Here is a 26,915-nt window from a genome sequence, read left to right as displayed (position 1 = left end):
CCATCATCAGACCTTTGCCGTCTTCCAGCGGCCACGGCTGAACAGCCACAGCGTAAACAGCCCGACCGCGGTCTCCGACACGAACACCCCCCAGAACACACCCGAGTGCGCCCACCCCAGGGGCAGTGCTAGCGCCCAGGCGAGCGGGATCTGGATCAGCCAGAAGAACACGAGGTTGATCCAGGTCGGCGTCATCGTGTCGCCCGCACCGTTGAAGGCCTGCACCGACACCATCCACCAGCCATAGACGAAGTAGGAATACGCCAGAATGGCCAGCCATTCGCCACCGATGGCGATGACCTGAGGGTCATCGGAAAACAGTGCGACGAGTTCGTCGTGGAGCAAGAAGAAGGCCACCGACACGGCGAGCGTGAAGGCCATGTTCATCCAGCCGATACGCCACACGGCGGCCTCTGCGCGCTCGGGCTCGCCCGCGCCGAGGTTCTGCCCGACCAGCGTGGCCGCAGCGTTGGACATGCCCCAGGCCGGCATCAGCGTAAACATCATGATGCGTATCGTGATCGTCGCCCCGGCAACCGCTTCGGTCGATACGCTGGCGAGGATGCGCATCAGGAAGATCCACGCCGTCATCGAAACGATCATCTGTCCGATGCCGCCCAGCGAAGTGTGCACGATCTGCATCAGGGTGGCACCATGCCAGCGCAGGCTGGCTCGGCAGATACGCAAGTGTTCGCTGCCGCGCACAAGGATCCACAGCTGCATCAGCACGCCCACGCCACGGCCGATGTTGGTTGCGATCGCCGCGCCCTCGATGCCGAGCGCCGGGATCGGCCCGAGGCCGAAGATCAGGATCGGATCGAGCACGATGTTCAAGGCGTTTGCGACCCACAGCACGCGCATCGCCGCCGCAGCATCGCCCGCACCGCGAAAGATGGCGTTGATGACGAACAACAGCATGATCACCGCGTTGCCGCCGAGCATCCACTGGGTGTAGCGGTAGCCGTGCTCGACGGCCCAGGCGTCCGCCCCCATCAAGCGCAGCAGATCCTGCGCCCAGACGATACCCACCACGGCAAACGGCAGCGACACCAGTACCGCCACCGCGATGGCCTGCACCGCCGACAGTGCGGCCTCGTCGCCCCGATGCTCGCCGACCCGCCGCGCGACGATCGCCGTGACCGCCATCGCGAGCCCCATCGCGATCGAGTAGAGCAGGAACAGATAGGTCTCGGTCAGGCCGACGGCCGCCACCGCCGACGAGCCGAGCTTGGCGACGAAGAAGATGTCGACCACTGCGAAGGTCGACTCGAGCACCAGCTCCAGCATCATCGGCACGGCCAGCAGGAACACCGCGCGCTTGAGCGGAATGCGCGTGTAGTCGGCGTTGGTGCCGCGCAGCGCGGCGCGCAGGTCGGCCCACAGGCTCGTGGGTGCTCCGCCAGGGAGCCTATGCGTTTCAGCCTCCGGAGCCGTCTCGCGCGAGGTCATACCACCGCCCGCTGCAACGCAGGGATCATGTCGGAGCTCCAGGGGTGTGAGGTTTTCAAGGGTTGAGCCACGCCGCGACACTGCGACTGCGGGCGGCCAGGGTACAGCCGGACTGGCTCGAGGTTCAAGCGCACAGACGTACCGGCGGTGAGCCCGCGACCGGTGCCTCGGGAATGCCTGCAAGGGCATAATAGGCAGCTCCTTCCCCCTGGTGGAGACAGCCCCCATGAAGCTCTATTTCAAGCCCGGCGCGTGCTCGCTGAGCCCGCACATCGCCCTTGAAGAGTCCGGACTCGACTACGAGACGGAATCGGTCGACCTCAAGACCAAGCGCACGGCCCAGAACGAAGATTTCAATGTCATCAACCCGAAGGGCTACGTCCCTGCCCTGCTGCTCGACGACGGCGTGCTGCTGACCGAAGGGCCGGCGATCCTGCAGTACATCGCAGACCACGCCCCCGGCAGGAAGCTCGCCCCCGCCAACGGCACGATCGCCCGCTATCAGCTGCAGGGCTGGCTCAACTTCATCGCCACCGAGCTGCACAAGTCCTTCAGCCCGTTCTTCAACCCGGCCGCAAAGGACGACTGGAAGGCGCTGGCACGCGCCAACCTCGAACGCCGGCTGGGCTACACCGACGCCCAACTGGCCGGCAAGACGTATCTGATGGGCGATGACTTCAGCGTCGCCGACGCCTATCTGTTCACCGTCCTGAGCTGGGCGCGCTATATCCAGCTCGACCTCGCGCAGTGGCCTCACCTGAGCGCCTTTGTGGCACGTGTATCCGAGCGTCCGGCAGTCCAGGCCGTACTGAAGACCGAAAGCCTCGGCTGAGCCCCTCCACCGCATCCGCCCCCCGCCGCCTTCTCCCTCACCGTGCGGGCGGTGCGGTGCCAAGACAGCGATCCCAGAACAAGGTCAGCGTCCCGAACGCCCGCTCGGCGTCGCACTGATGGTGGTAGGCGTGATGCGCACACAGGCGCGCCAGCCCCGCGCCTGCATCAGCCGGTGCATGCAGCCTCACATGCACGCTCTCCTGCACGACCTGCCCCAACAGCAGCCCCGCGGACACTGGGCCGGCCATCCCGTCCGCCCCGAGCAGCAGCACAGGCACGCCCAGGACCGCCAGCAACAACCCCAGGCTGAAGGCTACCGGCACCCGGATCGGGCCCGATGGGTCGGCGTGGTGGGCCAGATGCCAGGTGCGAAAGGGCTCGATGCGATGCAGCACGAAACGGTGCAGGACATACTCGAGCAGGGTCCAGCCAGCCAGGCCGGCGAGCGCGCCGACAAGGGCTGGCCAGCGCCAGAGCGACACAGGCCACCACACCACGAGCCCAGCAAGACCCAGCAACGGGAATGCAAGTGAGACGGGATAGGGCCATTCGAAGCGCGTGATGTGGCGCATCGGCAGCAAGGCCTCCACTTGAGAAGGACGAGGTTGGATCGCACTCCTTTCTTTATAGACTGCAGCGCTTGACTATATCGCACCATTTTCGTACTCTTTAAACACAGACCCCGGAACCCACAGACATGTTGCGCATCAGCAAGCTCACCGACTACGGCACGCTCATCCTCACCCACATGGCCCGCGACCCCGCCAGGGTGTTCAGCGCCGCGGGGCTGGCCGACGCGCTTGGGCTGGGAGTGCCGACGGTCAGCAAGGTCCTCAAGACGCTTGGACGCGGTGCGCTTGTCACCAGTCAGCGCGGCGCGCAGGGCGGCTACAGCCTGGCGCGCCCGCCGCAGCAGATCAGCGTCGCCGAAATCATCGACGCACTCGAGGAGCACCCTTTCGGGCTCACCGAGTGCAGTGCGAGCAGCGGCCTGTGCAATATGGAAGACGGTTGCCGCATCCGTGACAACTGGCTTCGCATCAACAAGGTGGTGCGCCACGCACTCCAGGACGTCAGCGTCGCCGACATGATCCAGCCGCAGGGCTGCGGCAAGGGTCCGGACGAACACCTCATCCTCGGCCCGCACGCAGTAGCCACCGACAAGGAGAAGCGAGCATGAACGCCCCCACGAGAAATGAAGCACTCGGTGCCTTTCTGGAGCAGGACTACGTTGCCGGCTTCGAAACCCGGCTCGAGACCGACACCGTGCCCAAGGGGCTGTCCGAAGACGTCATCCGCACGATCTCGGCGCGCAAGGGCGAGCCGGAATGGCTGCTCGACTGGCGGCTCGAGGCCTATCGCCACTGGCTGACGATGACGCCGCCGCTCTGGGCCGCGGTGCAGTTTCCGCCGGTCGACTTCCAGGACATCGTCTATTACTCGGCACCCAAGTCGAAGAAGGACGGCCCCAAGAGCCTGGACGAGGTCGATCCGGAACTGCTGCGCACCTTCGAGAAGCTCGGCGTGCCGCTGCACGAACGCGCACGCCTGGCTGGCGTGGCGGTGGATGCGGTGTTCGACTCGGTGAGCGTGGCCACCACCTTCAAGAAGGAGCTGGGCGAGCACGGCATCGTGTTCTGTTCGTTCTCCGAGGCGGTGAAGGAGCACCCGGCGCTGGTGCGCCAGTACCTCGGCACGGTGGTGCCGCCGGGCGACAACTTCTACGCTGCGCTCAACTCCGCAGTGTTCTCCGACGGCTCCTTCGTCTTCATCCCCAAGGGCGTGAAATGCCCGATGGAGCTGTCGACCTACTTCCGCATCAACGCCCGCGATACCGGCCAGTTCGAGCGCACGCTGATCATCGCCGAGGAAGGCGCCTCGGTCAGTTATCTCGAAGGCTGTACCGCGCCGATGCGCGACGAGAACCAGCTCCACGCCGCGGTGGTGGAGCTGATCGCGCTCGACGACGCCAAGATAAAGTATTCCACCGTGCAGAACTGGTACCCGGGCGACAAGGACGGCAAGGGCGGCATCTACAACTTCGTTACCAAGCGCGGCGACTGTCGCGGCGCGCGCTCGCACATCTCCTGGACGCAGGTCGAGACCGGCTCGGCGATCACCTGGAAGTACCCGAGCGTGATCCTGCGCGGCGACGACTCGGTGGGCGACTTCCACTCGGTGGCGCTGACCAACAACCTGCAGCAGGCCGACACCGGCACCAAGATGATCCACATGGGGCGCAACACCCGCAGCACCATTCTCAGCAAGGGCATCTCGGCCGGGCGCGGCAGCAACACGTTCCGCGGCCTGGTACGCGTCACGCCCAAGGCGGAAGGTGCGCGCAACTACACGCAGTGCGACTCGCTGCTGATCGGCGATCGCTGCGCGGCGCACACCTTCCCCACCATCGAGGTACGCCACCCCACAGCGCATGTCGAGCACGAGGCCACCACCTCGCGCATCGGCGAGGACCAGCTCTTTTATGCGATGCAGCGCGGCATCAGTGCAGAGGACGCTGTGTCGATGATCGTCAATGGCTTCTGCCGCGAGGTGTTCAAGGAACTGCCGATGGAATTCGCTGTGGAAGCGCAGAAATTGCTGGGCGTGAGCCTCGAAGGCAGCGTCGGCTAAACCGAAATGGGATAGATCGGCCCCGCAGGTCCTCGTAGGAGCCGGTAGCCGCACGCTTGTCGTGCAGGGGCCTCAGGCGAGATATGGAATTGAAATCGGGAGAGAAAACATGCTGAAGATCAACAACCTGCACGCGGCAGTCGACGGCAAGGCCATCCTCAAGGGTCTGAACCTGGAGGTGGGCAGCGGCGAGGTGCACGCCATCATGGGCCCCAACGGCTCGGGCAAGAGCACGCTGGCCCAGGTGCTCGCCGGGCGCGACAGTTTCACCGTCACCGACGGCAGCGTGGACTGGGACGGCACCGACCTGCTCGCCCTGCCTGCCGAGGAACGCGCGCGCGCCGGGCTCTTCCTCGCCTTCCAGTACCCGGTCGAGATCCCCGGCGTGTCCAACGCCTACTTCCTCAAGGCTGCGGTCAACGCGGTGCGCCGCCACCGCGGCCTGCCCGAGTACGACGCGATGGACTTCCTCGCGCGGGTGAAGGCCGAGATGAAGGCGGTCGGCATGAAGGAGGAATTCCTCTACCGCTCGGTCAATGAGGGCTTCTCCGGCGGCGAAAAGAAGCGCAACGAAGTCCTGCAGATGGCGTTGCTGGAACCCCGGCTCGCAGTGCTGGACGAGACCGACTCGGGCCTGGACATCGACGCGCTCAAGATCGTCGCCGAGGGCGTCAATCGTCTGCGCTCGCCCGAGCGCTCGATGATCGTCATCACCCATTACCAGCGCCTGCTCGACTACATCGTGCCCGACAAGGTGCACGTGCTGTCGCAGGGCCGCATCGTGCGCTCGGGCGGTCGCGAACTGGCGCTGGAGCTGGAAGCGCACGGCTACGGCTGGATCGACGCCGACGGCAAGGCCGCCGCGGCTGCATCAGGAGCACGGTCATGAGCACGATCGACGCCTGGGTCGCCCGCCAGCGCGAGCGCGCCAGCCAGCTGCCCGGCGCTGCCCTGCCCTGGCTGGCGCGTCGCCGCGCCGACGCGATCGCGCGCTTCGCCGATCTCGGCTGGCCGACGAGCCGGCTGGAAGGCTGGCGCCACACCTCGCTCGCGTTCCTCGATCAGCAGGCGCTGGCGGCGCCGGAGTTTGCCCCCCACCCTGCGTTCGCACTGGCCACGCTGCGCGCGGCCTTCGATGAGGGCGACCACTGGCTGGTGTTCGTAGACGGACGGTTCGCGCCAGCCCTGTCGGTTACCGGCATGCTGCCGGCCGGCGTGAAGGCAGGCGCACTGTCGGAGGCGCTGAACAGCGCCCCCGATGCGGCCGAGGCCGCCTTCGGCAGCGCTGACGACAGCGTCAGCCCCTACGCACTGAACCTGGCGCTATGCAGCGACGGCGCCTTCGTGCATCTGGCGCGCGGCACCGCGCTCGAGCAACCGCTGCACCTGGTGTTCATCGGCGCCACCGGCGCGGCCGACACCCACCTGCGCAACCTGATCGTGGCCGATGCCAATTCAGAGGCAACGGTTGTCGAGCACCATGTCGGCGGCGGCGCCACGCTCGGCACCATCGTCACCCGGGTGCAGGCGGCGCAGGACGCCCGCATCACCCACGTGAAACTGCAGCAGCAGGACGCGCAAGCCATCCATCTCGCGCAGATCGAAGCCGAACAGGCACGCGGCGCCTACTTCGCCTCGCACTCGCTGTCCTTCGGCGCCCGCCTGGCGCGCAACGACATCCGCACCCGCTTCGCCGGCGAAGGCTGCGAGACACTGTTCAACGGCCTGTATCACGTCGATGGCAGGCGCCATGTCGACCATCACACGCTCATCGAGCATGCCAGGCCGCTGGGTACCAGCCGCGAGTACTACCGTGGCCTGGTCGACGGCAACGCGCGCGGTGTGTTCGCCGGACGCATCATCGTCGCCCAGGACGCACAGCGTACCGATGCCATACAGCGCTGCGACAACCTGCTGCTGTCCAGGCTGGCCGAGGCCGACGCCCGCCCAGAGCTCGAGATCTATGCGGACGACGTCAAATGCGCCCACGGCGCCACTGTCGGCCAGATCGACGAGGACGCCCTCTTCTACCTGCGCGCGCGCGGCATCGACACCGACCATGCGCGCCAACTGTTGACCTATGCCTTTGCCGCCGAGGTCATCGAACGCATCGCCCACGCCGCCGTGCGCAAGCGCGGCCGTGGCCTGCTGCTGTCGAGCCTGCCGGGCGGCGCACGGATGGAGGCCCTGCAGTGAGTATGCACACCCTTCAAAGCGCACCGGCCACCCGCCCTGCCCTGCTGCAGCGCGCGGCCGACTTTCCGATCCTGTCGCGGCCGGTGCACGGCAAGCGCCTGGCCTACCTGGACAACGGCGCAACCACGCAGAAGCCCGATGCCGTGATCGAGGCCGAGCGCGGCTTCTACCGCCACTCGAACGCCAACATCCACCGCGGCGTGCATTGGCTGTCCCAGCATGCGACCGAGCTCTACGACGCTGCGCGCACGAGCGTGCAAGGGCTGCTCAATGCCGCCAGCGCAGACGAGATCGTGTTCACCCGCGGCACCACCGAGGCGATCAACCTCGTCGCACAGAGCTGGGGGCGGCCACGTCTCACGGTGGGCGACGAGATCCTGGTGACCCACATGGAGCACCACTCCAACATCGTGCCCTGGCAGCTCCTGTGCGAGCAGACCGGCGCGGTGCTCAAGGTCGTGCCGGTGGAGATCAATGGCGAGCTCGACATGCTCGCCTTCGACGGCCTGCTCGGCGAGCGTACCCGCCTGGTCGCGATCACCCATGTGTCGAACGCGCTCGGCACGGTGCTGCCGGTCGCCGAGCTGACCGCCAAGGCGCACGCCGCAGGGGCTGTCGTCCTGGTAGACGGTGCGCAGGCCGTCGCCCACACGACGGTCGACGTGCAAGCCATCGGCTGTGACTTCTACGCCTTCTCCGGGCACAAGCTCTACGGCCCGACCGGCATCGGCGCCCTCTACGGCCGTCGCGCGCTGCTCGACGCCATGCCGCCCTGGCAAGGCGGCGGCGACATGATCCGCACCGTCGCCTTCGAGCACACCACCTTTGCGCCCTCGCCACAACGCTTCGAGGCCGGCACCCCGAACATCGCCGGTGCGGTCGGCCTCGGCGCGGCGATCGAATACGTCCGCGGCATCGGGCTCGAACGCATCGCAGCCCACGAGCACGCCTTGCTCGAACAAGCCACCGCCGCGCTCGCCGACATCCGCGGGCTGCGCCTCGTCGGCACGGCGGCCAACAAGGCGGGCATCCTGTCCTTCCTGGTCGATGGCATCCACCCGCACGACCTCGGCACCATCCTGGACAGCGAAGGCGTGGCGATCCGCGCCGGCCACCACTGTGCGATGCCGCTGATGACACGCCTGGGGATCCCCGGCACTGCGCGCGCCTCATTCGCCCTCTACAACAGCCCGGCCGACATCGACGCGCTCGTCGCCGCCATCCACAAGGCGCAACGCATGTTCGGCACCAGGGGCGCGTGATGAACGACAAGGACGACATGCTGCGCGAGCTCTACCAGGAGGTGATCTTCGATCACAACCGCAGCCCGCGCAATTACCGCCCCATGCCCGGCGCCAACCGCCACGCCGACGGCCACAACCCCCTGTGCGGAGATCAGCTCACGGTCTACCTGCAGGTATCCGATGGCATCGTTCATGACGCCAGCTTCGTCGGCCACGGCTGCGCCATCTCCACCGCCTCGGCGTCGCTGATGACCGAGGCGGTCAAGGGCCGCCCGCTTGCCGAGGTGGAAGCGCTGTTTCGCGACTTCCACGCCCTGCTCACCGCAGCGCGCGACGAGCCCGGCCCGCAGCGCGATTTCGGCAAGCTCGCCGCACTCGCCGGTGTGCGCGAGTTTCCGGCGCGGGTCAAGTGCGCCACCCTGGCCTGGCACACGCTGCACAACGCCTTGACCGGTGAGGCATCCACGGCACATACCGAATGAACCAAGGCCGCCAACCGATGAGGCGGCACAGGAGCAGATCATGGGCGAACGCTACGGCGAAACCGACACCCGCATCCTGCAGCGCGACTGCGCGGCGGTGAGCGTGCCCTGGGGCCAGCCCCAGACGCTGGAGGAAGGCAGCTACGCGCTGGTCACCCAGCGCCTGGGCGGCTCGATCACGGTCATGAGCGGGGGCAACCTCTACCGTATCGATGAGCGCAACGCCGACGCGCTCGGCCTCGAACCACAGTTGCCCCCGCCACCCCCGCCCGCTGCCGACGGCGCACTCGACGCTGCAGGCATCGAACGCGCGGCGTGGGAACAGCTCGGCACCTGCTACGACCCCGAGATACCGATCGATATCGTCAATCTCGGCCTGGTCTACGCATGCACGGCCGAAGCGCTGGCAGATGGGCGCTTCCGCCTTGCCGTCAACATGACCCTCACCGCGCCGGGCTGCGGCATGGGCACGCTGATCGCGGACGAAGCGCGCGACAAGCTGCTGACCATCCCCGGCGTTGCGGAGGCGACGGTGAGCCTGGTGTGGGATCCGCCCTGGAGCCGGGAAATGATGAGCGAGGCGGCACGCCTGGAAATGGGGATGCTGTAGGGGGCGGGGCAAGGCCTCCGAATGCACCAGACCCTGCCCCTGGTTGCACGGGCGCGCACTTCTTGCGCTGGCTCAAATCGCCTGCCGGAACACGCCTGATAAGCTGTCGCCGCTAGGTTTCGACCCCATCAACCCGTCCCCCCGGAGACCGGCCATGCGCCCAGTCCTGCTCCTGATTGCCACCCTGTCCAGCACCGCAGCCCTCGCGGCAACCCCGATCGACGCCCCTGCACGCCTGCCGGGCTTGTGGCTGATCAACACGGCGCCGGCCACCGAGGCGGCCGGGGTCGCCAGCTTCCATGTCTGCCTGGGCTCGACGCCCGCGCCGATCCTGCGCCGCCCGGGGCACGAAGAGCCGGCCTGCAGCGGCGAATCGTGGTCGAAGGACGCGCACTACCGCTACTACCGCGCCGAATGCACGGTGCGGGGGAGCCAGGCCCGGATCGAGGCGCGCTTCACCGGCGACTTCGAGTACAACTACCACGGCGAACTCACCGCCACCTATTCCCCGCCGCTCGACGGTGTCGAGCTGGCGCGCTTCGAGATGGACGGACGCCGCCTGTCGCCGTGCAAGGCGGAACATCCGGTCGGCAAGATGCTCATTCAGGGCAAGGACGGCGTCGGCAACCTCAACCTCGGCGAGCCCGTCGTGAAGCTGCGCTGAGCGCCACCACTGCAGCCCGTTCAGCGCAGCGAGAACTGCACCTGGCCGCCCTCGGCCACGGGCTCGACCTTGGGCTCGAGCACGAAGATGCGCTCGCCCGGGATGCCCCCCTGCGCAATCATCCACTCGCGTACAGCCTGTGCGCGCCGTTGGGCAAGTGCGCGCAACTCCGCCTCCGACGCGCTCACGCTGGCGCGCAGCAGCGCCTCCATGTCGGCGGCTGGGAGATCCTTCACCAGGCCGACGAGGTTGCGCGGCTTCTTGATGTCGGCCGCCTTGTAGGCTTTCTCGAGCAAGGCCGGATACTCGTCTGCGCCAACCTCGATGTCGTCGAGAGACGGCGCCTCCTCGCCACGTGCGATCAGCGCTTTGAGCTTCTGCGCCCGCAGCGCATTGTCCAACCCGGCCTGGCGCAGGCCGTCGAGGTCGGAGGCGGGGTCGGCACGGCCAATCACGTCGAGCCGCAGCGCAGGACGTTCGGCCAAGGCCTGCGCCAGCTTGGCGAGCTTGTCCTGCTGGGCCTCATCCAGTCGACCGCTACCGGGCGCGAGCTCGAGATGCGACAACTCCTCGCCACCGCCGAACGCCGCGCCGAGCAGGGTGAAGGGCGAGGTGATGGCCTTGCCGATCAGGTTGAAGAACATCTTCACGACCAGGCCGAACACGCTGAACTCGGGATCATCCAGGGTGCCGCTCACCGGCAGGTGCAGATCGATCTCGCCACGGCTGTTCTTGAGCAGCGACACGGCGAGCTGGACCGGCAGGTTGACCGCATCCGGGCTGTCGACCTTGTCGCCGAAGGTGAGCTGGTCGAGAAAGATCTGGTTGGTGGCGGTGAGCCTGCGGTCCTCGATCTTGTAGTTGAGCTCGGCGGACAGCTTGCCACGTGCGATACCGTAGCCAACATACTTGCCCGAGTAGCTGGACAGGCCGGTGAGCTCGAAGTCCTTGACCTTGGCGATGATGTCGAGATGGGCGTCCTGGCGGAACGGGTTGAGCTCGCCGCTGATGGACAGCGGCGCGGTCTTGTCCACCTCTCCGCTCAGTTCGACCCGGGCAATGGTGTCCGACGAGGTCGACAGGCCGACGATCTCGCCGGCAAGGCCGGTCAGGTTGGCGTCGTAGTTCGGCCGTATGAAGCGGTCGCTGAACGCGACATTGCCACGCTTGATCTCGATGCGGTCGATACGCACTGGCGGCGGAGGCGGCCCGTCTGCCGCCACCGCATCCGGGCCCTGCACTGACGACGCGGCAGCTGAGCTCCCCCCAGCGCTGGAGGTCGGTGGCGCGGACTGCGTGGCTGCCGTTTGCGACCCGCCCCCACCGATCTCGCGCAGGTTCAGGCGCCCCTCCTCGTCGAGGATGAGCCGGGTATGGAAGTCGTCGATCGCCACGCGCCGGATGGCCAGTGAGAAGGGCTCGAGGCGGGCATCGATGCCGCCGACGCGCAGGGTGCGCCAGCGCACGAAGTCGGTCGCGTTGAGGCGGTCGACCGAGGCAAAGTTGGCCACCCCGAGGTCACCGCGAAAGCTCGCCAGCAACTGTCCCCGCCGCCCGGTCTGCAGGTTGAGCCGGCCCTGCGTGGTGAGATTTCCGCGCGAGATCGCGATCTTGGTCTGCTCGAGCACATAGGGCTGCAGGGGCATGAGGTCGACGCTGCGCAGGTCGAGCCGGAGTTCGGCCTTCAGCGGCGTCAGCGAGAGCGGCCCCGAGACCGCCACCCGGCCACGCTTGTTGAGCCGCGAGTCGAGCTTGAACTGGCTGGTGTTCCCTTTTGCACTCGAAAAGCCCTCGAGCTCGAAATCGATGTCGTCGATCGTGGTAACCACCGGGCGCCCCACGCTACGATCCTCCAAGCGCAGCGACGCTGCCTTGAGCGCGAGCTTGTCGAGCTCCACCACCCAATCGGGCTGAGGCGGCGGCTGGGGCTGCTTCCGTCTGCCTGCAGCGGCGCGGGGCTCGGGAGCCGGGCCCGACAGCGCCCGCACCAGATCGAGATCACCGTTGCGCAGTCGCACTGCGGCCACCGCCGCCCCCTTGACGTCCAGCGCCCCCAGCCGCAGCCTGCGCCCCTCGAGGTCGAGCACCGCTTCGCTCAGGTCGAGTTCAGGCACCCGAACTGCTGGCTCCTTGGCGCCCTTCAGGGCAAACGCAAATTCGCGCAATGCAAGCGTACCGAGGCTCAGGTCCACCTTCGGCTGCCCATCCTCACCCAGCACGACGCGGTAGTTCGCCGCCCCCGACAGCGTCCCCGCACGCAACTCGCCACCCGGCAGCGCAGCCGCCAGGTAAGGTGCATAGCGGGCGAGCTGCAACGCATCGAATCGAGTCTGCCCGGCAAACTCGAAGGGCTGGAGCCGCAGCCGGTCTTCGTGCACGAACTGCTCACCCGCGTCAGTGCGATAGTCGAGCCGCAGCTCGGCGGGCAGATCGCCACTGCTGGCAAGGTCGCGCATGTCGAGGTTGATGGCTTCGATGCGCATGCGGAACGGGCCACCCACGCCTTGGTCCTCGAAGCGGATCACGCCATCGCGGACGCGCGCCAGCGCAAGCAGGAAATCCACCGCCGGTGCCGGAGATGCGGCAGCGGGTGCAGGCTGGCCACCGCCCTCCGCCGGCACGGCTGCCGCGCCACTAGTCGTCGCCCCGTGCGCGGGCGGCATCAACGCAGCGAGGTTGAGGCTGCCATCGGCTCGCCGGATGACATCCACCTCGGGTTGTGCAAGCCGCAGCCGGGTGAACTGCCAACGGCCGATCAGCGGCTGCACATCGGCGAACTCGAGCTCAGCCTCGGCCACCTTGGCAAGCGGAGCGCCATCGCGATCCTGCAGCACGACCTGTTCGAGCTTGAGCGGCCCACGCAGCGCCAGCTCAGGGGCTGCCCCCGCTGGCTGGCGGAAGGAGATCTCGACATTGGTCGTGAGCAGTGCAGACGGCAGGCGCACCCCCACTTCCGCCGGCAGGTAGGCGAGCCAGGGCGCGAGGTCGAACTGCTGCAGCACCACATCCAGAATCGTCTCGTGCGAATCCGCGAAAGGCTTGGTGCGCGCACTGAGCAGGAGGGGATCACCGTTGAGCTTGGCCGACAGCGAGGGTTGTACGAACACATCGACACGCACCGGCAGGTTGGAGAGGAATGGCACACCCAGTCCGATCTCGCTCAGCTCGTGCGTGAGTCCACGCGCCTTGTCGTCCACCGTGAGCAGCCCGCCCGCGATGCGGATGTTGCCCACCGAGAACAGCATCGGGCCGGCATCGCCCTTGTCCTCACCGCCAAGCGCAGCCAAGCGCTCGATGACGTCGGCCCAGTTGTGTCCGCCCTGCTCATCGACCGCCACGCGCAGTCTCGGCCCGATCAGGGCCAGTTCATGCAGTACGACCCCGCCCCGAACGAGCGACTCCAGCTCGAGATTCACACGCAGGGTCTCGAACGCCAGCGCATCGGCGCTGCCATCGGCCTCCTTGACACTGAAGCCACCGACCTCGGCCGTGAGGCGGAAGGGATTGATCAGCACACGCTCGACACGGACCTCGCGGCCGAGCTTTTCGCTAAGGATCGTCTCCGCCTGCTGGCGCGCCAGCGGCGGCACGACCAGGTAAAGCAGCGCGGCGAGTGCGAGCAGGCCGCCGCCGAGCCACAGCGCCCGACGAGGCCGGCGACCGCTGAGAGAGGCCGGATTCGGGTCGGTCGTGGGATCGGGCATGTGTGTACTCCTCTGGGTCCTGAATTTGTTGGATGACTTCAGAAGCTTGAAGCATGCAGGTCATGCTGATGACCGGCCAAGGCCGCTCCTGATTGCCGCACTGCGGAACAAGGCGTATTCTGCGCCGCTTTGCAGCCACAGGTAAGGCCGTGAAGCACGCCAGCAAGCCATTTCCGCAATCCGGCCGGCGCAGTTTCGACGTCATCGTCATTGGTGCGGGTGCTGCAGGCATGATGTGTGCAGCGACTGCCGGCCTGCGTGGCCGCAGCGTGCTGCTGGTTGATCACGCGACCCGGCTCGCCGAGAAGATCCGTATCTCCGGGGGTGGGCGCTGCAACTTCACCAACCGCCGTGTCAGTGCCGACAATTACCTGAGCCGCAACCCGCATTTCTCGCGCTCGGCGCTGTCGCGCTATGGTGCGCGCGACTTCATCGAACTCGTCGAGCACCATGGCATCGCCTATCACGAGCGCGACTGGGGCCAGCTGTTCTGCGACGACTCTGCGCAGGACATCATCGACATGCTGCGCGCGCGCTGCGATGACGGCGGCGTCGAGTGGGCCATGCCCGCCACGGTAGAAGGCGTCGCACGCAGCGGCGACGAAGCGGAGCGCTTTGTCGTCGCCACCACGCAGGGCAGCTTCTCCGCCCACAGCCTGGTCATCGCGAGCGGCGGCCTGGCCATCCCCAAGATCGGCGCCACCCCCTTCGGCTACCGTGTGGCCGAGCAGTTCGGCCTGCCGGTGGTGGCGCCCCGCCCTGCCCTCGTGCCGCTGACCCTGCCGCCGGAAACGCTCGCACTGCTCGCACCGCTTGCGGGGATCTCACTCGAGGTGGGGGCCCAGTGCCGCGGCCCGGTGTTCCGCGAGGCCGCCCTTGTCACCCATCGTGGCCTGTCCGGCCCGTCGATACTGCAGGTGTCGAGCTACTGGCAGCAACAGGCCTACGATGCCGGTGACTGGGCCCCGGTCAGCCTGGACCTGCTGCCCGGCGTCGACGCCGAAGACTGGCTGCTGGCACACGCCCAGGACAAGACGCTGCTCGCCAACCTGCTCGCCGAACGCCTGCCGCGGCGTTTCGCCCACGCCTGGTGCGAACTGCATGACTGGCAGCGCCCGCTCAACCAGTACCGCCACGCCGAGCTGCGCACGATCGCCGCCGCCTTGTCGGGCTGGCAGCTGACGCCCTCGGGCACCCAGGGCTACGCCAAGGCCGAGGTCACGCTGGGCGGGGTCGATACCCGCGCACTGTCGTCAAAGACGCTGGAGGCGCGCGAGGTACCTGGCCTGTACTTCATCGGCGAGGTTGTCGACGTCACCGGGCACCTGGGCGGCTACAACTTCCAGTGGGCGTGGTCGTCGGGCGTGGCCTGCGGGCTAGCCGCCTGAGACCACGCGCACGACTCAGGCCGCAGGGCGCCCGCCCTTGCGCAGCAGGGGCAGGAAGGCCACCGCCTGCAGCGCGATCAGCCCTGCAAAGCTGACCCACAGCGCCGCCTCGATCGAGTGCCCACTGGCCTGCAACAGGTCGAGTGCCCCGCCCAGCCCCCACTGCACGGCAAAGGCACCGGCAAAGGCCATCAGGTTGATCGCCGTGCTCACGCGGCCGAACAGCGCGGGCTGGAAGTCCCTCGACGCCGCAAGATAGGTCTGCGAGTTCACCGCGGAGAACATGCCGTAGGCGAACCAGAGCACTGCCGGCGGCGCGACCGACCACAGGATCGCGCACTGGATCAGCACCAACAGCGCATAACCCCAGCGCAGCAAGGCCATGGGCCCGACACCGAGGCGTGCGAGGCGCACGCCCAGGAAACCGATCGACAACTGTCCGACCAGACTGCCGAGGTTGAGCACGACCAGCATGCGCGCCGCCCCTGCAAGGTCGAAGCCATTGACGTTCATCAGCCAGGGCACGGCCCACAGGCTCTGCATCGCCATGAAGCCGCCCACGAAGAAGGCCGAAGATGCGGCATAGCGCAAGAATGCGGGAGAGACGTAGATCCCCGCCACCACGCGCAGGCCGTCGCCCAGGCTGCCCCGCGGACCGCTCGAGCGCGCATCGGGCAGCGAGCGGTGGATGGTCAGTGCGGCCACCACTGCAAGTGCAGCGACCACCCAGAACGCGCCGCGCCAGCCCAGGATCGGCAGCACGGCCTCGAGCGGTGCGCTCGCCACCAGCGCGCCCATCGCGCCGGAAGCCATGATGAATCCGGTCATCGAGCTCTGGCGCTCGGGTGGGTACCACAGCGCAAAACCCTTGAGCGCTGCCATCAAGCAGGCCGAAACCCCCAGTCCGATGAGCGCACGCCCGGCGCCGAGCACGGCGAGCGATTCGCCGAGTGCGAACAGCACCGCGCCCGCCGCGGTGACCAGCAGCAGGATCGCCTCCACCCGCCGCGGGCCATAACGATCGAGTGCCATCCCGACCGGGATCTGGGCCAGCCCGAAGGCGAGGAAATAGGTGCTCGTGAGCAAACCGAGATTGGCCGCCGAGAGGCCGAGTTCCCCGGTGAGCGCCGGCGAAATCACGGCATTGACCGTGCGCAGCAGATAGGAAAGGAAATAGCCCAGCGCAAAGGGCAGGAAGATCCTGCCCCAGGCGCTCGGCCCCATGGAGTCATGCATCTGAAACATCCCGTGGAAGGTCGAGGCAGGATTGTGCCTGCAGCGCCGCGCGCAGGCCATCCCACCTCGCCGGGGGCCTGCGCGCGGCCGATCAGCACGCCCTAATTGACACTTATCAATGCTGATGAACACGCGGTAAGGAGAATGAGCGCATCCACCGCCGGAGCGCAAAATGACCTCGATCGCCGAACTGATGACGCATGACCACCGCAGTTGCGACCATGAGTTCGCAGCGGCCGAGACCCTTGCGGCCCGCAAGGACTGGCCGGCTGCGACCAAGGCGCTGAACCGCTTCACCTCCAGCCTCGAGACCCACTTCCAGGCCGAGGAGCAGGAGCTGTTCCCGCGCTTCGAGGCGGCGACCGGAATGACCCAGGGGCCGACCCAGGTGATGCGCGGCGAGCACGTCGAGATGCGCGCAACACTCGAACGCCTGGCCTCGGCCCTCGAGAACCAGGACGCCGACGAGTTCGCGGGCGAGGCCGAAACGCTGCTGATCATGATGCAGCAGCACAACATGAAAGAAGAGAACATCCTCTACCCAATGTGCGATACCCGGCTCGGCGCGCAAAGCGAAGCCGTTGTGGGCAACCTGTCGCACCGTCTCGCAAGGGAGCACGCTGCATGAGCAACAAGACTGTCGACGCCCGCGGCCTGGAGCCGCCCCAGCCCTTCGAGCGCGCCATGGAGGCCATCGCCGACCTCGCCCCCGGCAGCAGCTTCACCCTGCTGATCGATCGCATGCCGCATCCGCTGCTGCGCATGCTTGATCGGGACGGCTATCGGCACGAGGCGAACTTTCGTGACGACGGCGCGATCGAGATCCTGATCGGTCGTCCATGAGCAGCGCCAATCCCGGACTCGCCTACCAGGACACGCCACCGCTTTCCGCCCCGCTCCGCTTCTTCCTCACTGCACCGCTGTTCGGTCTCGCAGCCGGTCTGGTGCTGCTGTTCGACGCCGAGCTACTGAGTTCACGGTGGACACCGGGCGCCCTGGCAGTCGTCCACCTGTTCGCTGCCGGCTTCATGCTGCAGGTCATGCTGGGCGCGCTGCTGCAGATCCTCCCGGTGGCAGCGGGCGCCGCGCTCCCAGCGCCGCGCCGCATTGCGGCGACCACCCACGCGCTCCTCGCGCTCGGAGCCGCCAGCCTCGCGCTAGGGCTGGGTGCGGGCATCCCGGCCGCGATCGTCACCGGGGCCATGCTGGTGGCCGGCGGGCTCGTCGCCTTTCTCGCCTCGAGCCTCATCGCCTTGGCAAAGGCCGCGCCCAACCAAGGTGCCAGCCGAACGCCGCGCGACCTGCGCCTGGCCTTGGTCGGGCTGACGGTGGCCACCCTGCTGGGCACGCTGCTGGCGTTCGCCCTTGGGCGCGGTCTCGCCCTGCCGATCGACCTCCCTACCGCTGTGGACATGCATGCCGTGTGGGCCTGGATGGGCTGGGGTGGCATCCTGCTGGCGGCAACGAGCTGGGTCGTGGTGCCGATGTTCCAGATCACGCCCTCCTACCCCGCGGATTTCACCCGCGTGTGGTCCCCGGCCACGCTGGCGCTACTGGTGCTGTGGTCGATCTGCATGATCAGCGGACTGAGTACGGGCGCATTGCTGTGCGGAATCGCCCTGCTCATCGCCGCCGCGGCATTCAGCCTGCAGACGCTGCGGTTGCAGATGCGCTCGCGGCGCGGTGTGCCGGATGCCCCCTTCCGAGCCTTCCGCCTTGCCATGCTCGCGCTCCTGGCGAGCCTTGGCGTGCTGCTGCTGGCCCAGTTCCATGACGGCTCCCAGTGGCCCGTGCTGGCCGGCGTGCTGATCCTGCACGGGACCTTCGTCGGCACGATCAGCGCCATGCTCTACAAGATCGTCCCCTTCCTCGCCTGGCTCAACCTGACCCAGTCGGGCGTGCGCGCGCCAAACGTCAAGAAGCTGCTGCCCGACCCACCGGTACGCCGCCAGTTGCAACTCCACGCAGTCGCCCTCGGCGCCCTTTGCGCTGCCGTCATGATCCCTAAGCTGGCACCGCTTGCCGGCATGCTCATCGCCGCGGAGTTCATTTGGCTGTTCGTAAACCTGGTCCGCGTCGTACGTGAATGGCATCGCGCATCGACACTGTGAATTTTCTGCTGATTTGATTTGACGCGGCAAAAAGGACTCTGTATAGTTCGCGGCTCTCGGGGTGTAGCGCAGTCCGGTAGCGCGCTTGCTTTGGGAGCAAGATGTCGGGGGTTCGAATCCCTCCACCCCGACCAGCTCACACCTCGATATGCCCGCGGGATCTGCCCGTAGCTCAATTGGATAGAGCACCGGCCTTCTAAGCCGGGGGTTGCAGGTTCGATCCCTGCCGGGCAGGCCAGGACGAGTTTTCTGGGCTTCGGTTTTACCGGGGCCAAGTAGTGGCGGCATTAGCTCAGTTGGTAGAGCGTTGGATTGTGGCTCCAAAGGTCACCGGTTCGAAACCGGTATGTCGCCCCACAAATTTGAAGACTTAGCGCAGATCCCAGTCGGTGCGCTAAGTCTCCGAAAACATACTGCATGTAGATGAACCCACCCTAAGCGGTGGGTTTTTCGTTTTTGACCGCTGTGCGTTCTCTTGTAGCTGCGCCCAGGCGCCCCCAAAGTGCGCCCCCCCACCGGCACAAAGCCCAGTGCAGCCAACGCAGCGAGATCTACCCTCGCCAGGCTTTCGACGGCTGGATCGCTCGCTGGCGTGCTCACGCATTGCGCGGTCCACCGGCTTGCGTTTACGCCGCTGAGCGAGGGCTACGCCAGCCACCGACACACCGGGCTCACAAAATGCCGAGATCACCAACTGCTTGAAGACGTCGGGCCCTGTCCTGATCATTCGCCCGTGACGACACGCATCAGAGCTTCCTTGGTGATGGGCTTGATCAGGACCTCGTCAAAGCCTGCCGCCGTCAAGCCCTCGAGCGCATCCGGGACGGCGTGTGCGGTGTATGCAATCACGCGCACGCCCTTTCCGTTTGGAAGCGCCCTCAAGCGCCTACACACCTCGATACCGGACAAACCTGGCATGCTCAAATCCAGCAAGATCACATCGAAACGCTCGGCGCTCAACTTCTTCAGCGCTTCCACGCCGTTGGGGCACTCAACGGCATCCCAGCCGCTACGGGTGATCCACGCGCCAGGAAGCAAGCGGTTGATCGGGTTGTCGTCAACAATCAAAACTCTCAAGACTCGGTTCCCCGATGTTTAAGCGGTAACGAAAAGCTGAAAGTGCTCCCCACCTGCGGCGTCGACTCAACGCGCACCGTCCCGCCCATCAACTCGGCGAGCTCACGACAGATGGCGAGCCCAAGGCCCGCGCCCCCCGCGCTGCGCGTTTCGAAGAACTCACCCTGCCTGAAGCGCTCAAAGATCGCTGCATGCAGGTCCGGGGCAATACCCACGCCGGTATCGATGACATCGAATCGGCATTCATCATCACCCACGGACACATTCACGGAGACCTCTCCTGAATGGGTAAACTTTATGGCATTCTGCACCAAATTATGCAAGATCTGCGTTACGTGGACTCGATCACACTCGAGGCTTAGCCCGGGTGGAACCGACCATTTCAGCGCCACGCCCTTCTTCTGCGCCACCGCGCCGTGCGCTGAGCACACCTCGCCCACAACGCCGCTGACATCTTCGAGCTGGTATCGGAGTCGTATACGCCCCGCCTCGATGCGCGCAAGGTCGAGGATCGAGTTGAGCAAGGACAGCAAGTGCTCACTACTCTCGAAGATGACTTTCGCGTACCCCTTGAGCTCCTTGTCGGTCGCGAGATCTCGAATCAACTCAGCATAGCCAATGATACCGTTCATTGGCGTTCTGAGCTCATGCGACACGGATGCCAGGAACTCTGACTTCAATCGGTTGGCAGACTCCGCACGTACCTGCGTCTCTTTCAAACGTGCAGAAATCCGCCGCTGCCGCTGTATCAGCAAAATGGACAACGCGCAGAACAAGGCGATCACCAAGCTCATCCCAACGGCAAACACGAGCTTCGATCGGCGGCGCTCCAGGAGCTCCGCAAAAGCCTCTTCCTCGTCCAGCCCAACCACCACCACCAAGGGCACATCCGGAAGCTTGCGGTAACTGTGCACTCTTGTTCGACCATCGATCACGCTTTGGGCCGTGTAATGGCCAACGGGCGCATCCTGCAAGCGCGTAAACAAACTGGATCGGTTCACGTCCTGGCCAACCGCCATTTCATCACCCGAGCGGCGCGCTCGAATGATGCCATCAAGCCCGACCAGCGCAACGACGCCTTTCTTGCCAACATCCACCTCGTTGTAGAACGCCGTGAAGTAGAAAGGATCGATCGAGATCACCGCTACACCGCCCAGGCTTCCATCGTTTCGGTTGATGCGTCGCGTAAGCTGTACCGACCACGCACCCGTCGCCCTCCCAAGCACAGGCTTGCTCACGAAATAGGTGCGTGAATCCGACTGCACGTGCACACGAAAATGCTCACGGTCACTCAGGTCAACCCGCTTGAAGTCTGGCAGATTCGACAGATGATAGATTCCATTCGAATCGATCACGCCCACCTGATGAAAAAGGCTGCTCTCGATCGTGCCCTGCTCGACAGCTGATGCGATGTCAAACGAATCACCAGCCCTCTCGTACTGAAACTTCACGAACCTAAGCGCCTGGTCAACTGCTCCCAAAGTACGAACCGTGTGTTCCTCGAAGACGCGCGCGAGACTCATCGTTTGCCTCTCGATCGCAAGCTTCTCAACACGGGCATCACGCTGAATGTCATGAATTGTCGCCACCCAGAGCGCTACAAGCAGGGCGCCCGCCAGGGCCACAATCATAAAGAGCGACCACACACCATCTGCCGCCCGCGCCAAACGAGGCGGAAGGCGATGAGCCCACATCCATCGATACATTATTCACCTTGTTTTACTGTAACACCGCGGGCGCCGGCCTGTCGTGACGCTGTCGCTGAAAGGCCGGCTAACACCCACTTAATACCGATGCACTATCAGACCTATGCTGCCTACCCTCGCTACCAAGACGCCGCAGCTTCGATGCGGCTCGCTCTGATGCTTGCCAGGGATCGCCAGACATGTAAAGATTACCGAACACTCCCCGGAGAACACACATGCCACCCGCGCTCGCGGGAAACAGGTTCGAACGAGAGGTTTGACTCGGCCATGCTGACCCGACGATTGACTGATGTCGCATTCTTTGGTGCCGTCATTGTAATCCTGGACGACTCACTTCCCTCGCCCTATCGCGACTACATCTTCTTTGTGCCTTGGCTGCTTGCGCGACACATGATGGATTCGCTGTCATTGATGCTCTGCAGGCACAGTGAGGCGTGTGTGGGCAGGCCATGCGCCACCGACGATCTACGCGGGCTGCACCTGGCCTGCGGTTACTCCGAAGCGAAGAGCAGTGTGGTTCGCATGCTCTTCGGCCTGCAGGCCGTGCTAGCCGGCTACGCGCTCTGGAGGGCGGGTGTACCGGGCTGGGTATCCTTGCTCGCGCTTGCGCTGCTGCTCGGGCTATACACCCATTGGTTCATGTGGAGGCACCATGCGCTCGACACCGCAAGACAATACACGTGATCGCGCCGCGTCGTTCCGGCCACGAGGACTCGTCCAGTTGCTCCACGAACAGCCTGCTGTCAATACCTAGCCCCTGCACCTTCGGAGCTCAATAAGACCATGCGTTTGTTCATCACAGCCGGTCTCGTCTGCATCGACCAGGAACGCGAGCGCGCCCTGCTCACATTTGCCGGAGGACTCCCCCTTCCTGCTGCAGAGCAACGCACCATCGCAGCCATGCTCGAGTGGTTCGACACCGCCATCGCAGGCATCGATGTCGACGACGAAGCGCAGGCGCCGCGCTATGCAGGCCTTGTGCTCGACAAAACGTACCTCAAGCTCTTCTCCCAAGGCCTACTTTCCGAAACCTCGAGTGACCGCCGGGAAGCGCTCCACCACTTTGATCGAATCTAAGCACTGAGCAGGTCGCCAGCTATCGCTCCATTCCACGATGCCAGGTAACGCGACTGCTTGAAACCAACCCGAGATGACCCCCTCCATAATCGACCTTTTCAACCGCCTCACCGACGGTCTTGCGGTTATCGCCACCGATGGTGCGGTCCGCTTCGCAAATGAAGGTATTCGCAAACTGATGCCGATCGTGCTTGGCGAAACGTTTCCGCACGCCAGCATCGCAGCAAACATCGATCAAGCCTGTGCGGGTCACCTCAATCTACCGCATCGCTTCGAGACCGATTTCGTCTTCGACCACCACGTCGCAACCCCAGACCGCCTCGAAGTCCATCTTGTCCGCAGCCCTGCCGGCAACGATCTCGTCGTCGTGGTTCGCAACCTCACCGAAAGTTCGCTGTACGAGACCACGATTGCGAACCTTTCGGCGCTGATCGACAACGCCCTCGCCGCCCCGCTTGTTCAATTCTCCGAGCAATTAAGCGACCTGGTGGCCGACACCAGCGAACCCACGCTGGGCCCAATTGCCCTCCTCGCACGACGTGAGCGTCTCGTCCTTCAAGGCTTGGACATCACGCGCCAGCTCAAGGCGCTGGCCGGGATCGCCCAACTCTCCGCCGGCCGCCCCATTCTCGGCGAGGACAGGATCATCCTTGAATCCTGGCTCGACGAAACACTGTCCCGTCACGACGCTAAAGCCAAGAGCCGCAGCCAACGTCTGCTGCTTCAAAGTGCAACAGGCTTGCTACCCACCGTATATGGCAGCACATACTGGCTCGGCATGGCCCTCGACGCTTGCATCGACAACGCCATCTGCCACTCGGGTCACGGCACCGATATCGCCCTGAGTGCGTGCGGCATTGGCAACTACGTACGCATCACGCTGCGCAACCAGGGCTATGGCCTGCAGCCCGCACTGCTCCGGCGCCGCCTGGCGAATCCGCTCATGCGTGGCAAAGCTGCCAGCGACGAGCGACCGGGCCTCGGCCTGGGCCTGCCGCTCGCACGCAAGGTCGTCGAGCTCCACGGCGGTCGGCTAGTGCTGGAGCAAGAGCTCGATGGCTTCGTCACCTGCATCATCGAACTACCTGCAGGAACAAGCCCACTTCCATCCCAGGACATGAATGTTGCTCAGGCGCAGCGCTACGCCAACGACCTCGTGCGCCTGCTCTCTGACCGCAACACCGCGGCCGCTGAGCGAGCCTCATCATGATCAAGCGCCTCCAGCCCACTTACAGAACGCCCGCATGAGCTCCACAGCCCGCCCCACCGGAAGCCCCTCCGCCGACAGCATCATCATCGGCAATGACAGCCTGCCACCCGCGAGGACTGCGGATGCGGCAAGCGCCGTGGCTTACGTGCAGCCAGCCCCCCCGAATCGGCAGGCGGGCGATGTCTACAAGCAGATGTTCCGTATCGTGGATGACCTCCACACCGTTGTCGAGGAGCGCAACGCCGCCATGCGAGCGGTGCGCCATGCCCACCGCCGCGCCATACGCCGCCTCATCCTTATCGCCTCGCGCCGCGAGGCCGGGGGTGCAGCGCACTGCCTCAGAGTTGGCGCAATCTCGGCGGTCATCGCGCAAGCGCTCGGGCAACCGGTAGCCTGGTGCAACATGATCTTCGACGCCGCAGCAGTGCACGATCTCGGCAACATCAGTATTCCAGACGCGATCCTCTACAAGACGGGTCGCCTCACCGAACGTGAATGGGTCATCGTGCGCGACCACCCCCTGGTTGGCGCAAACATTCTTGGTAGCTCGACAAGCCCGCTGGAGTCACTCGCGGCAGAAATCGCACTCAACCACCACGAGCGCTGGGACGGTGGCGGCTACCCGGCGCAGCGCAAAGGCACCAACATACCCCTTGCAGCCCGAATCGTATCGGTAGCGGACTTCGTCGACTCGCTCTGCTCGAGCTCGGATTACCGCGAGGTCCTGGCTGAAGATCAGGTGTTCGAGCTACTCGAACTCTCAAGTGGCAGTCACTTCGAACCCGCGGTCGTGCAAGCCATGCAAGCACAGCGTCCGCAACTCGCTCGAATCCGCGAACGTGCTGCTGAATGTGCTGCAAAGCTCGGCACCGACATCGATTACCCCCCATGGTGGCAAGTCGCTTGATGCCGACCGCTCAGCCCGCAGGCGACCTGCCGGCCCAAACCCGAGCACACTAGCGCAGGCGATACGCGGCAGGCCAGAACGCAGGAGGGGCACGCCGGGGATCGATTCGCCACGCATCGAAACTATCGATCAAGCCCAGGATCTGCATCGGCGTAAAGGGCTTCACAAGGTAACCGTCCGCGCCACACGCTTGAGCCTGGCGAATGGTGCTCGGGTCGTTGTCGCCCGTCAGCATGATGACGACAGGAAGCCGCCCCTTGGCACGCCTCTTGAGCTCGGCACACAAGCTCAGCCCCTCTCGGGGTTCCCGCAAGCCAATGTCCAACAGCACCAGCTCCGGCGGCGCCAGCCTAACGCTATCGAGCGCCTGGTCCGCGTCACAAGCAAAGTGCAAGCTGCACTCATGCTGCTCGAGGATCAGACGCAACATCAAGCGGATCTCCGGCTCATCATCGACGATCAAGACCCCAAGCGCCGCGATACCTTCTGCGCTTTCCGAAAGCTCGCTCGGCGCTCCATGTACTTCCGAATGAATATTGCTCATATGTGACAAATCTAATGGTTTCACAGTCTACGCAGTAGTAAGCTTTCGCCCTGTCCGGCACCAGCCGCATCGCACGGGGCTTCGCTTCACTGCTCGGTGCGTCTGTTCAAGTACGGATCGGAACAAGCACGACTGCCCAATCGGCTACCAGGGTATGTAACATTATGCGCCTGATGCAGGCTACTTCGTAAGCCGGCACATTACTGACACGGCACCACGCGCATACAATTCGGAGTAATCATGAACAAGATCATCCTGGTCATCGAGGACCAGCCGGAGATCCGCAAGCTCATCTGCATGACCATGGACTACGACGGCTTCGAAGTACACGAAGCCGACAACGGCGACACTGGCCTCAAGATGATCAAGGCACTCCGGCCCGGCGTCGTCCTGCTCGACGTGATGATGCCCGGCCAGCTCGATGGTTTTCAGGTCTGCCAACATGTGCGTGCCGACGCCGAGATCGCCGCCACGCCCATCGTGATGCTTACCGCCCGCGGACAGCAGACCGATCTCGAGGAAGGTCGGCGTGCAGGCTGCGACGACTACCTGACGAAACCATTCAGTCCGTTGCAGCTGATCGAAACCGTCGAGCGCCTGGCGAGCTCGGCCACCAGGCGTCGGTGATGGCACTACCGCGTATCAGCCGCAGGCAAGTGCTGCACGCAGGCGCAGCAGGGCTGCTTGCACTCACCCCGATCGCACGTGCCTTCGACGGCGCGTCACCGGTCATGGTGGGGCTCGACGCCGAGTTCTTCAACCGCACCAGCACCGCCGACGACGCCATCGAGCTCGGCGCCCGGCTCGCCATCGAAGACATCAACGTGCGCGGCGGCGTCCTCGGCGGCCGCCCGCTCCAGCTCGTCACCACCGACAACCGCAGCCTGCCGGCCCGCGGCCTGGCAAACGTCCAGCACCTCGCGGCCCAACCCGACATCGCCGCCTACCTGTGCGGCAAGTTTTCTCCCGTCGTGCTCGAGCAATTGCCTGCGTTTCACGCCCTGGAGCTGCCGCTCCTCAACCCATGGGCAGCCGCTGACGCAATCGTTAACAATGGCCGCGAACCCAACTTCGCCTTTCGTCTTGGGCTCCGAGACAGCATCGCCATGGAGCGGCTGTTGCAGCAGATCATCGAACGCGGATATCGCGACGTCGGCGTGATCGTCCCAGCCTCGGCGTGGGGCCGAAGCAGCCTTCACTTCGCCGAGCACTTCATTACCCACGAGGGGCGGACGGCACTCAAACTCGTCGGCGTCGAATGGCACCGCTGGGGAAGCGAGAGAAGCATCGAAGAGAACTACCGCAGCCTGGTGGACGCAGGCGCTCAGGCCATTCTCCTCGTCGCCAACGAACCCGAAGGTGCAGCGCTCGTTCGCGCACTCGCCGAGCTCGATCAAGCCGATCAACGCCCCATCTTCAGCCACTGGGGGATCACCGGCGGACGCTTTCCCGAGCTATGCGGCCCTGCCCTCAACCGCGTCGACCTCACCGTCGTCCAGTCCTTCAACTTCGCACGTGCCAGCCACCCCGCAGCACAACGCCTGGCGCTCGCGGCCATGTCGCACTTCAGCGTCGCCGACCCACTCGCCGTCCCGTCCATGACCGGGCTCGGGCCCGCCTACGACCTCATTCACTTGCTCGCGCTCGCCATCGAGCAAGCGCGCAGCACCCATCGTCCAGACATCCGCGCTGCGCTCGAGCGTTTGCCCGCTTACGATGGTGTGGTCAAGCATCTTGACCCCGCCTTCACCCCGGCTCGACACGAAGCACTCGAGCGCGCCGATGTCCTGCTCTGCCAGTTCGACGATCGTGGTCGTCTCCAACCTATCGACGAGCCGAGGTAGG

General features: G+C 65.4%; 26 protein-coding genes and 3 tRNA genes. 22 read left to right on the top strand and 7 right to left on the bottom strand.

Translation table 11 applies throughout. From position 1 onward, the window contains the following. Window positions 1-6: 6 nt before the first annotated feature. On the bottom strand, window positions 7-1,449 hold the full coding sequence (locus P7F68_RS09180) for an MATE family efflux transporter (protein ID WP_002937197.1): 1,443 nt from the start codon (window positions 1,447-1,449) through the stop codon (window positions 7-9). Between the two features lie 226 nt (window positions 1,450-1,675). Between P7F68_RS09180 and gstA the strand changes: the two genes are divergently transcribed. Then, window positions 1,676-2,281, top strand: a complete 606-nt coding sequence (gene gstA, locus P7F68_RS09175; RefSeq protein ID WP_277832540.1) for a glutathione transferase GstA — start codon at window positions 1,676-1,678, stop codon at window positions 2,279-2,281. Window positions 2,282-2,318: 37 nt separating this feature from the next. On the opposite strand, the gene P7F68_RS09170 is transcribed toward gstA, so the two are convergent. Further along, window positions 2,319-2,855: a sterol desaturase family protein gene (locus P7F68_RS09170; protein ID WP_002937190.1), complete on the bottom strand. Its 537-nt coding sequence runs from the start codon at window positions 2,853-2,855 to the stop codon at window positions 2,319-2,321. A 125-nt stretch (window positions 2,856-2,980) separates the two neighbouring features. Here P7F68_RS09170 and P7F68_RS09165 point away from each other — a divergent pair, with 125 nt between their 5' ends. The 8 genes from P7F68_RS09165 (at window position 2,981) to P7F68_RS09130 (ending at window position 10,110) form a co-directional block, all read left to right on the top strand. After that, window positions 2,981-3,463: an SUF system Fe-S cluster assembly regulator gene (locus tag P7F68_RS09165; RefSeq protein WP_002928308.1), complete on the top strand. Its 483-nt coding sequence runs from the start codon at window positions 2,981-2,983 to the stop codon at window positions 3,461-3,463. Next, window positions 3,460-4,914 (top strand): Fe-S cluster assembly protein SufB, encoded by a 1,455-nt coding sequence (gene sufB / locus P7F68_RS09160; protein ID WP_002937182.1) that lies wholly within the window; start codon window positions 3,460-3,462, stop codon window positions 4,912-4,914. Before P7F68_RS09165 ends, sufB begins: the two co-directional genes overlap by 4 nt. A gap of 109 nt (window positions 4,915-5,023) precedes the next feature. Continuing rightward, window positions 5,024-5,803 (top strand): Fe-S cluster assembly ATPase SufC, encoded by a 780-nt coding sequence (gene sufC / locus P7F68_RS09155; protein WP_002937180.1) that lies wholly within the window; start codon window positions 5,024-5,026, stop codon window positions 5,801-5,803. Beyond that, window positions 5,800-7,110, top strand: a complete 1,311-nt coding sequence (gene sufD / locus P7F68_RS09150) for a Fe-S cluster assembly protein SufD (protein WP_277832531.1) — start codon at window positions 5,800-5,802, stop codon at window positions 7,108-7,110. The genes sufC and sufD overlap by 4 nt, the downstream gene beginning before the upstream one ends. A 2-nt stretch (window positions 7,111-7,112) precedes the next feature. Continuing rightward, window positions 7,113-8,372: a cysteine desulfurase gene (locus P7F68_RS09145; RefSeq protein WP_270069871.1), complete on the top strand. Its 1,260-nt coding sequence runs from the start codon at window positions 7,113-7,115 to the stop codon at window positions 8,370-8,372. Then, window positions 8,372-8,836: a Fe-S cluster assembly sulfur transfer protein SufU gene (sufU, locus tag P7F68_RS09140; protein WP_277832529.1), complete on the top strand. Its 465-nt coding sequence runs from the start codon at window positions 8,372-8,374 to the stop codon at window positions 8,834-8,836. Before P7F68_RS09145 ends, sufU begins: the two co-directional genes overlap by 1 nt. Window positions 8,837-8,876: 40 nt before the next feature. After that, a complete protein-coding gene (gene sufT, locus P7F68_RS09135) occupies window positions 8,877-9,446 on the top strand; it encodes a putative Fe-S cluster assembly protein SufT (protein WP_002928297.1) in 570 nt (189 codons plus the stop codon). 154 nt (window positions 9,447-9,600) lie between these two features. Further along, the gene (locus P7F68_RS09130; RefSeq protein ID WP_002928295.1) at window positions 9,601-10,110 is read left to right on the top strand and encodes a DUF3617 domain-containing protein; all 510 of its coding nucleotides are present in this window, start codon (window positions 9,601-9,603) and stop codon (window positions 10,108-10,110) included. 20 nt (window positions 10,111-10,130) lie between these two features. Here the strand turns inward: P7F68_RS09130 and P7F68_RS09125 are convergent, their stop codons facing one another. After that, entirely contained in the window at window positions 10,131-13,814 is a 3,684-nt protein-coding gene (locus P7F68_RS09125) for a DUF748 domain-containing protein (protein WP_277832526.1), read from the bottom strand. A 149-nt stretch (window positions 13,815-13,963) separates the two neighbouring features. Here P7F68_RS09125 and P7F68_RS09120 point away from each other — a divergent pair, with 149 nt between their 5' ends. After that, complete coding sequence (locus P7F68_RS09120) at window positions 13,964-15,202, top strand: BaiN/RdsA family NAD(P)/FAD-dependent oxidoreductase (protein WP_277832524.1); 1,239 nt, start codon at window positions 13,964-13,966, stop codon at window positions 15,200-15,202. 15 nt (window positions 15,203-15,217) lie between these two features. On the opposite strand, the gene P7F68_RS09115 is transcribed toward P7F68_RS09120, so the two are convergent. After that, on the bottom strand, window positions 15,218-16,438 hold the full coding sequence (locus P7F68_RS09115) for an MFS transporter (RefSeq protein ID WP_232431528.1): 1,221 nt from the start codon (window positions 16,436-16,438) through the stop codon (window positions 15,218-15,220). 172 nt (window positions 16,439-16,610) lie between these two features. On the opposite strand from P7F68_RS09115, the gene P7F68_RS09110 reads away from it, so the two are divergent. From P7F68_RS09110 to P7F68_RS09085, 6 genes are all read left to right on the top strand, one after another. Then, on the top strand, window positions 16,611-17,066 hold the full coding sequence (locus tag P7F68_RS09110; RefSeq protein WP_002928281.1) for a hemerythrin domain-containing protein: 456 nt from the start codon (window positions 16,611-16,613) through the stop codon (window positions 17,064-17,066). Further along, on the top strand, window positions 17,063-17,281 hold the full coding sequence (locus P7F68_RS09105; protein WP_002928280.1) for a DUF2249 domain-containing protein: 219 nt from the start codon (window positions 17,063-17,065) through the stop codon (window positions 17,279-17,281). Before P7F68_RS09110 ends, P7F68_RS09105 begins: the two co-directional genes overlap by 4 nt. Continuing rightward, the gene (locus P7F68_RS09100; protein ID WP_277832519.1) at window positions 17,278-18,549 is read left to right on the top strand and encodes a hypothetical protein; all 1,272 of its coding nucleotides are present in this window, start codon (window positions 17,278-17,280) and stop codon (window positions 18,547-18,549) included. The genes P7F68_RS09105 and P7F68_RS09100 overlap by 4 nt, the downstream gene beginning before the upstream one ends. Before the next feature lie 57 nt (window positions 18,550-18,606). Next, window positions 18,607-18,683: transfer RNA gene (locus tag P7F68_RS09095), tRNA-Pro, on the top strand. A gap of 27 nt (window positions 18,684-18,710) precedes the next feature. Continuing rightward, window positions 18,711-18,787, top strand: a tRNA-Arg gene (locus P7F68_RS09090). 43 nt (window positions 18,788-18,830) lie between these two features. Further along, a tRNA-His gene (locus P7F68_RS09085) sits at window positions 18,831-18,906 on the top strand. Window positions 18,907-19,272: 366 nt separating this feature from the next. Here the strand turns inward: P7F68_RS09085 and P7F68_RS09080 are convergent. Together P7F68_RS09080 and P7F68_RS09075 are read right to left on the bottom strand one after the other, a co-directional pair. Beyond that, complete coding sequence (locus P7F68_RS09080) at window positions 19,273-19,626, bottom strand: response regulator (protein WP_338405588.1); 354 nt, start codon at window positions 19,624-19,626, stop codon at window positions 19,273-19,275. Then, on the bottom strand, window positions 19,623-21,257 hold the full coding sequence (locus tag P7F68_RS09075) for a sensor histidine kinase (protein WP_277832517.1): 1,635 nt from the start codon (window positions 21,255-21,257) through the stop codon (window positions 19,623-19,625). Before P7F68_RS09075 ends, P7F68_RS09080 begins: the two co-directional genes overlap by 4 nt. Before the next feature lie 342 nt (window positions 21,258-21,599). Here P7F68_RS09075 and P7F68_RS09070 point away from each other — a divergent pair, with 342 nt between their 5' ends. The 4 genes from P7F68_RS09070 (at window position 21,600) to P7F68_RS09055 (ending at window position 24,526) form a co-directional block, all read left to right on the top strand. Next, window positions 21,600-22,016, top strand: a complete 417-nt coding sequence (locus P7F68_RS09070) for a hypothetical protein (RefSeq protein ID WP_002937160.1) — start codon at window positions 21,600-21,602, stop codon at window positions 22,014-22,016. Window positions 22,017-22,115: 99 nt separating this feature from the next. Next, on the top strand, window positions 22,116-22,409 hold the full coding sequence (locus tag P7F68_RS09065; RefSeq protein WP_277832514.1) for a hypothetical protein: 294 nt from the start codon (window positions 22,116-22,118) through the stop codon (window positions 22,407-22,409). A 73-nt stretch (window positions 22,410-22,482) separates the two neighbouring features. Then, complete coding sequence (locus tag P7F68_RS09060; protein WP_277832512.1) at window positions 22,483-23,619, top strand: sensor histidine kinase; 1,137 nt, start codon at window positions 22,483-22,485, stop codon at window positions 23,617-23,619. Between the two features lie 34 nt (window positions 23,620-23,653). After that, window positions 23,654-24,526, top strand: a complete 873-nt coding sequence (locus P7F68_RS09055; protein WP_277832510.1) for an HD-GYP domain-containing protein — start codon at window positions 23,654-23,656, stop codon at window positions 24,524-24,526. A gap of 49 nt (window positions 24,527-24,575) precedes the next feature. On the opposite strand, the gene P7F68_RS09050 is transcribed toward P7F68_RS09055, so the two are convergent. Continuing rightward, window positions 24,576-25,070 carry a response regulator gene (locus P7F68_RS09050; RefSeq protein WP_277832508.1) on the bottom strand — a complete coding sequence of 165 codons (495 nt, stop codon included), beginning with the start codon at window positions 25,068-25,070 and terminating at the stop codon, window positions 24,576-24,578. 240 nt (window positions 25,071-25,310) lie between these two features. On the opposite strand from P7F68_RS09050, the gene P7F68_RS09045 reads away from it, so the two are divergent. Both P7F68_RS09045 and P7F68_RS09040 read left to right on the top strand, forming a co-directional pair. After that, window positions 25,311-25,697, top strand: coding sequence for a response regulator transcription factor (locus P7F68_RS09045; RefSeq protein WP_002937142.1), 387 nt, complete (start codon window positions 25,311-25,313; stop codon window positions 25,695-25,697). Beyond that, complete coding sequence (locus P7F68_RS09040; RefSeq protein ID WP_277832506.1) at window positions 25,697-26,914, top strand: ABC transporter substrate-binding protein; 1,218 nt, start codon at window positions 25,697-25,699, stop codon at window positions 26,912-26,914. Before P7F68_RS09045 ends, P7F68_RS09040 begins: the two co-directional genes overlap by 1 nt. Window position 26,915: the final 1 nt, after the last annotated feature.

The sequence above is a fragment of the Thauera mechernichensis genome (assembly GCF_029588855.1).
Classification (GTDB): Bacteria; Pseudomonadota; Gammaproteobacteria; order Burkholderiales; family Rhodocyclaceae; genus Thauera; species Thauera mechernichensis.
Note: the sequence above shows the minus strand (reverse complement) of the source record. Positions and strands in the feature narration are given on the sequence as shown.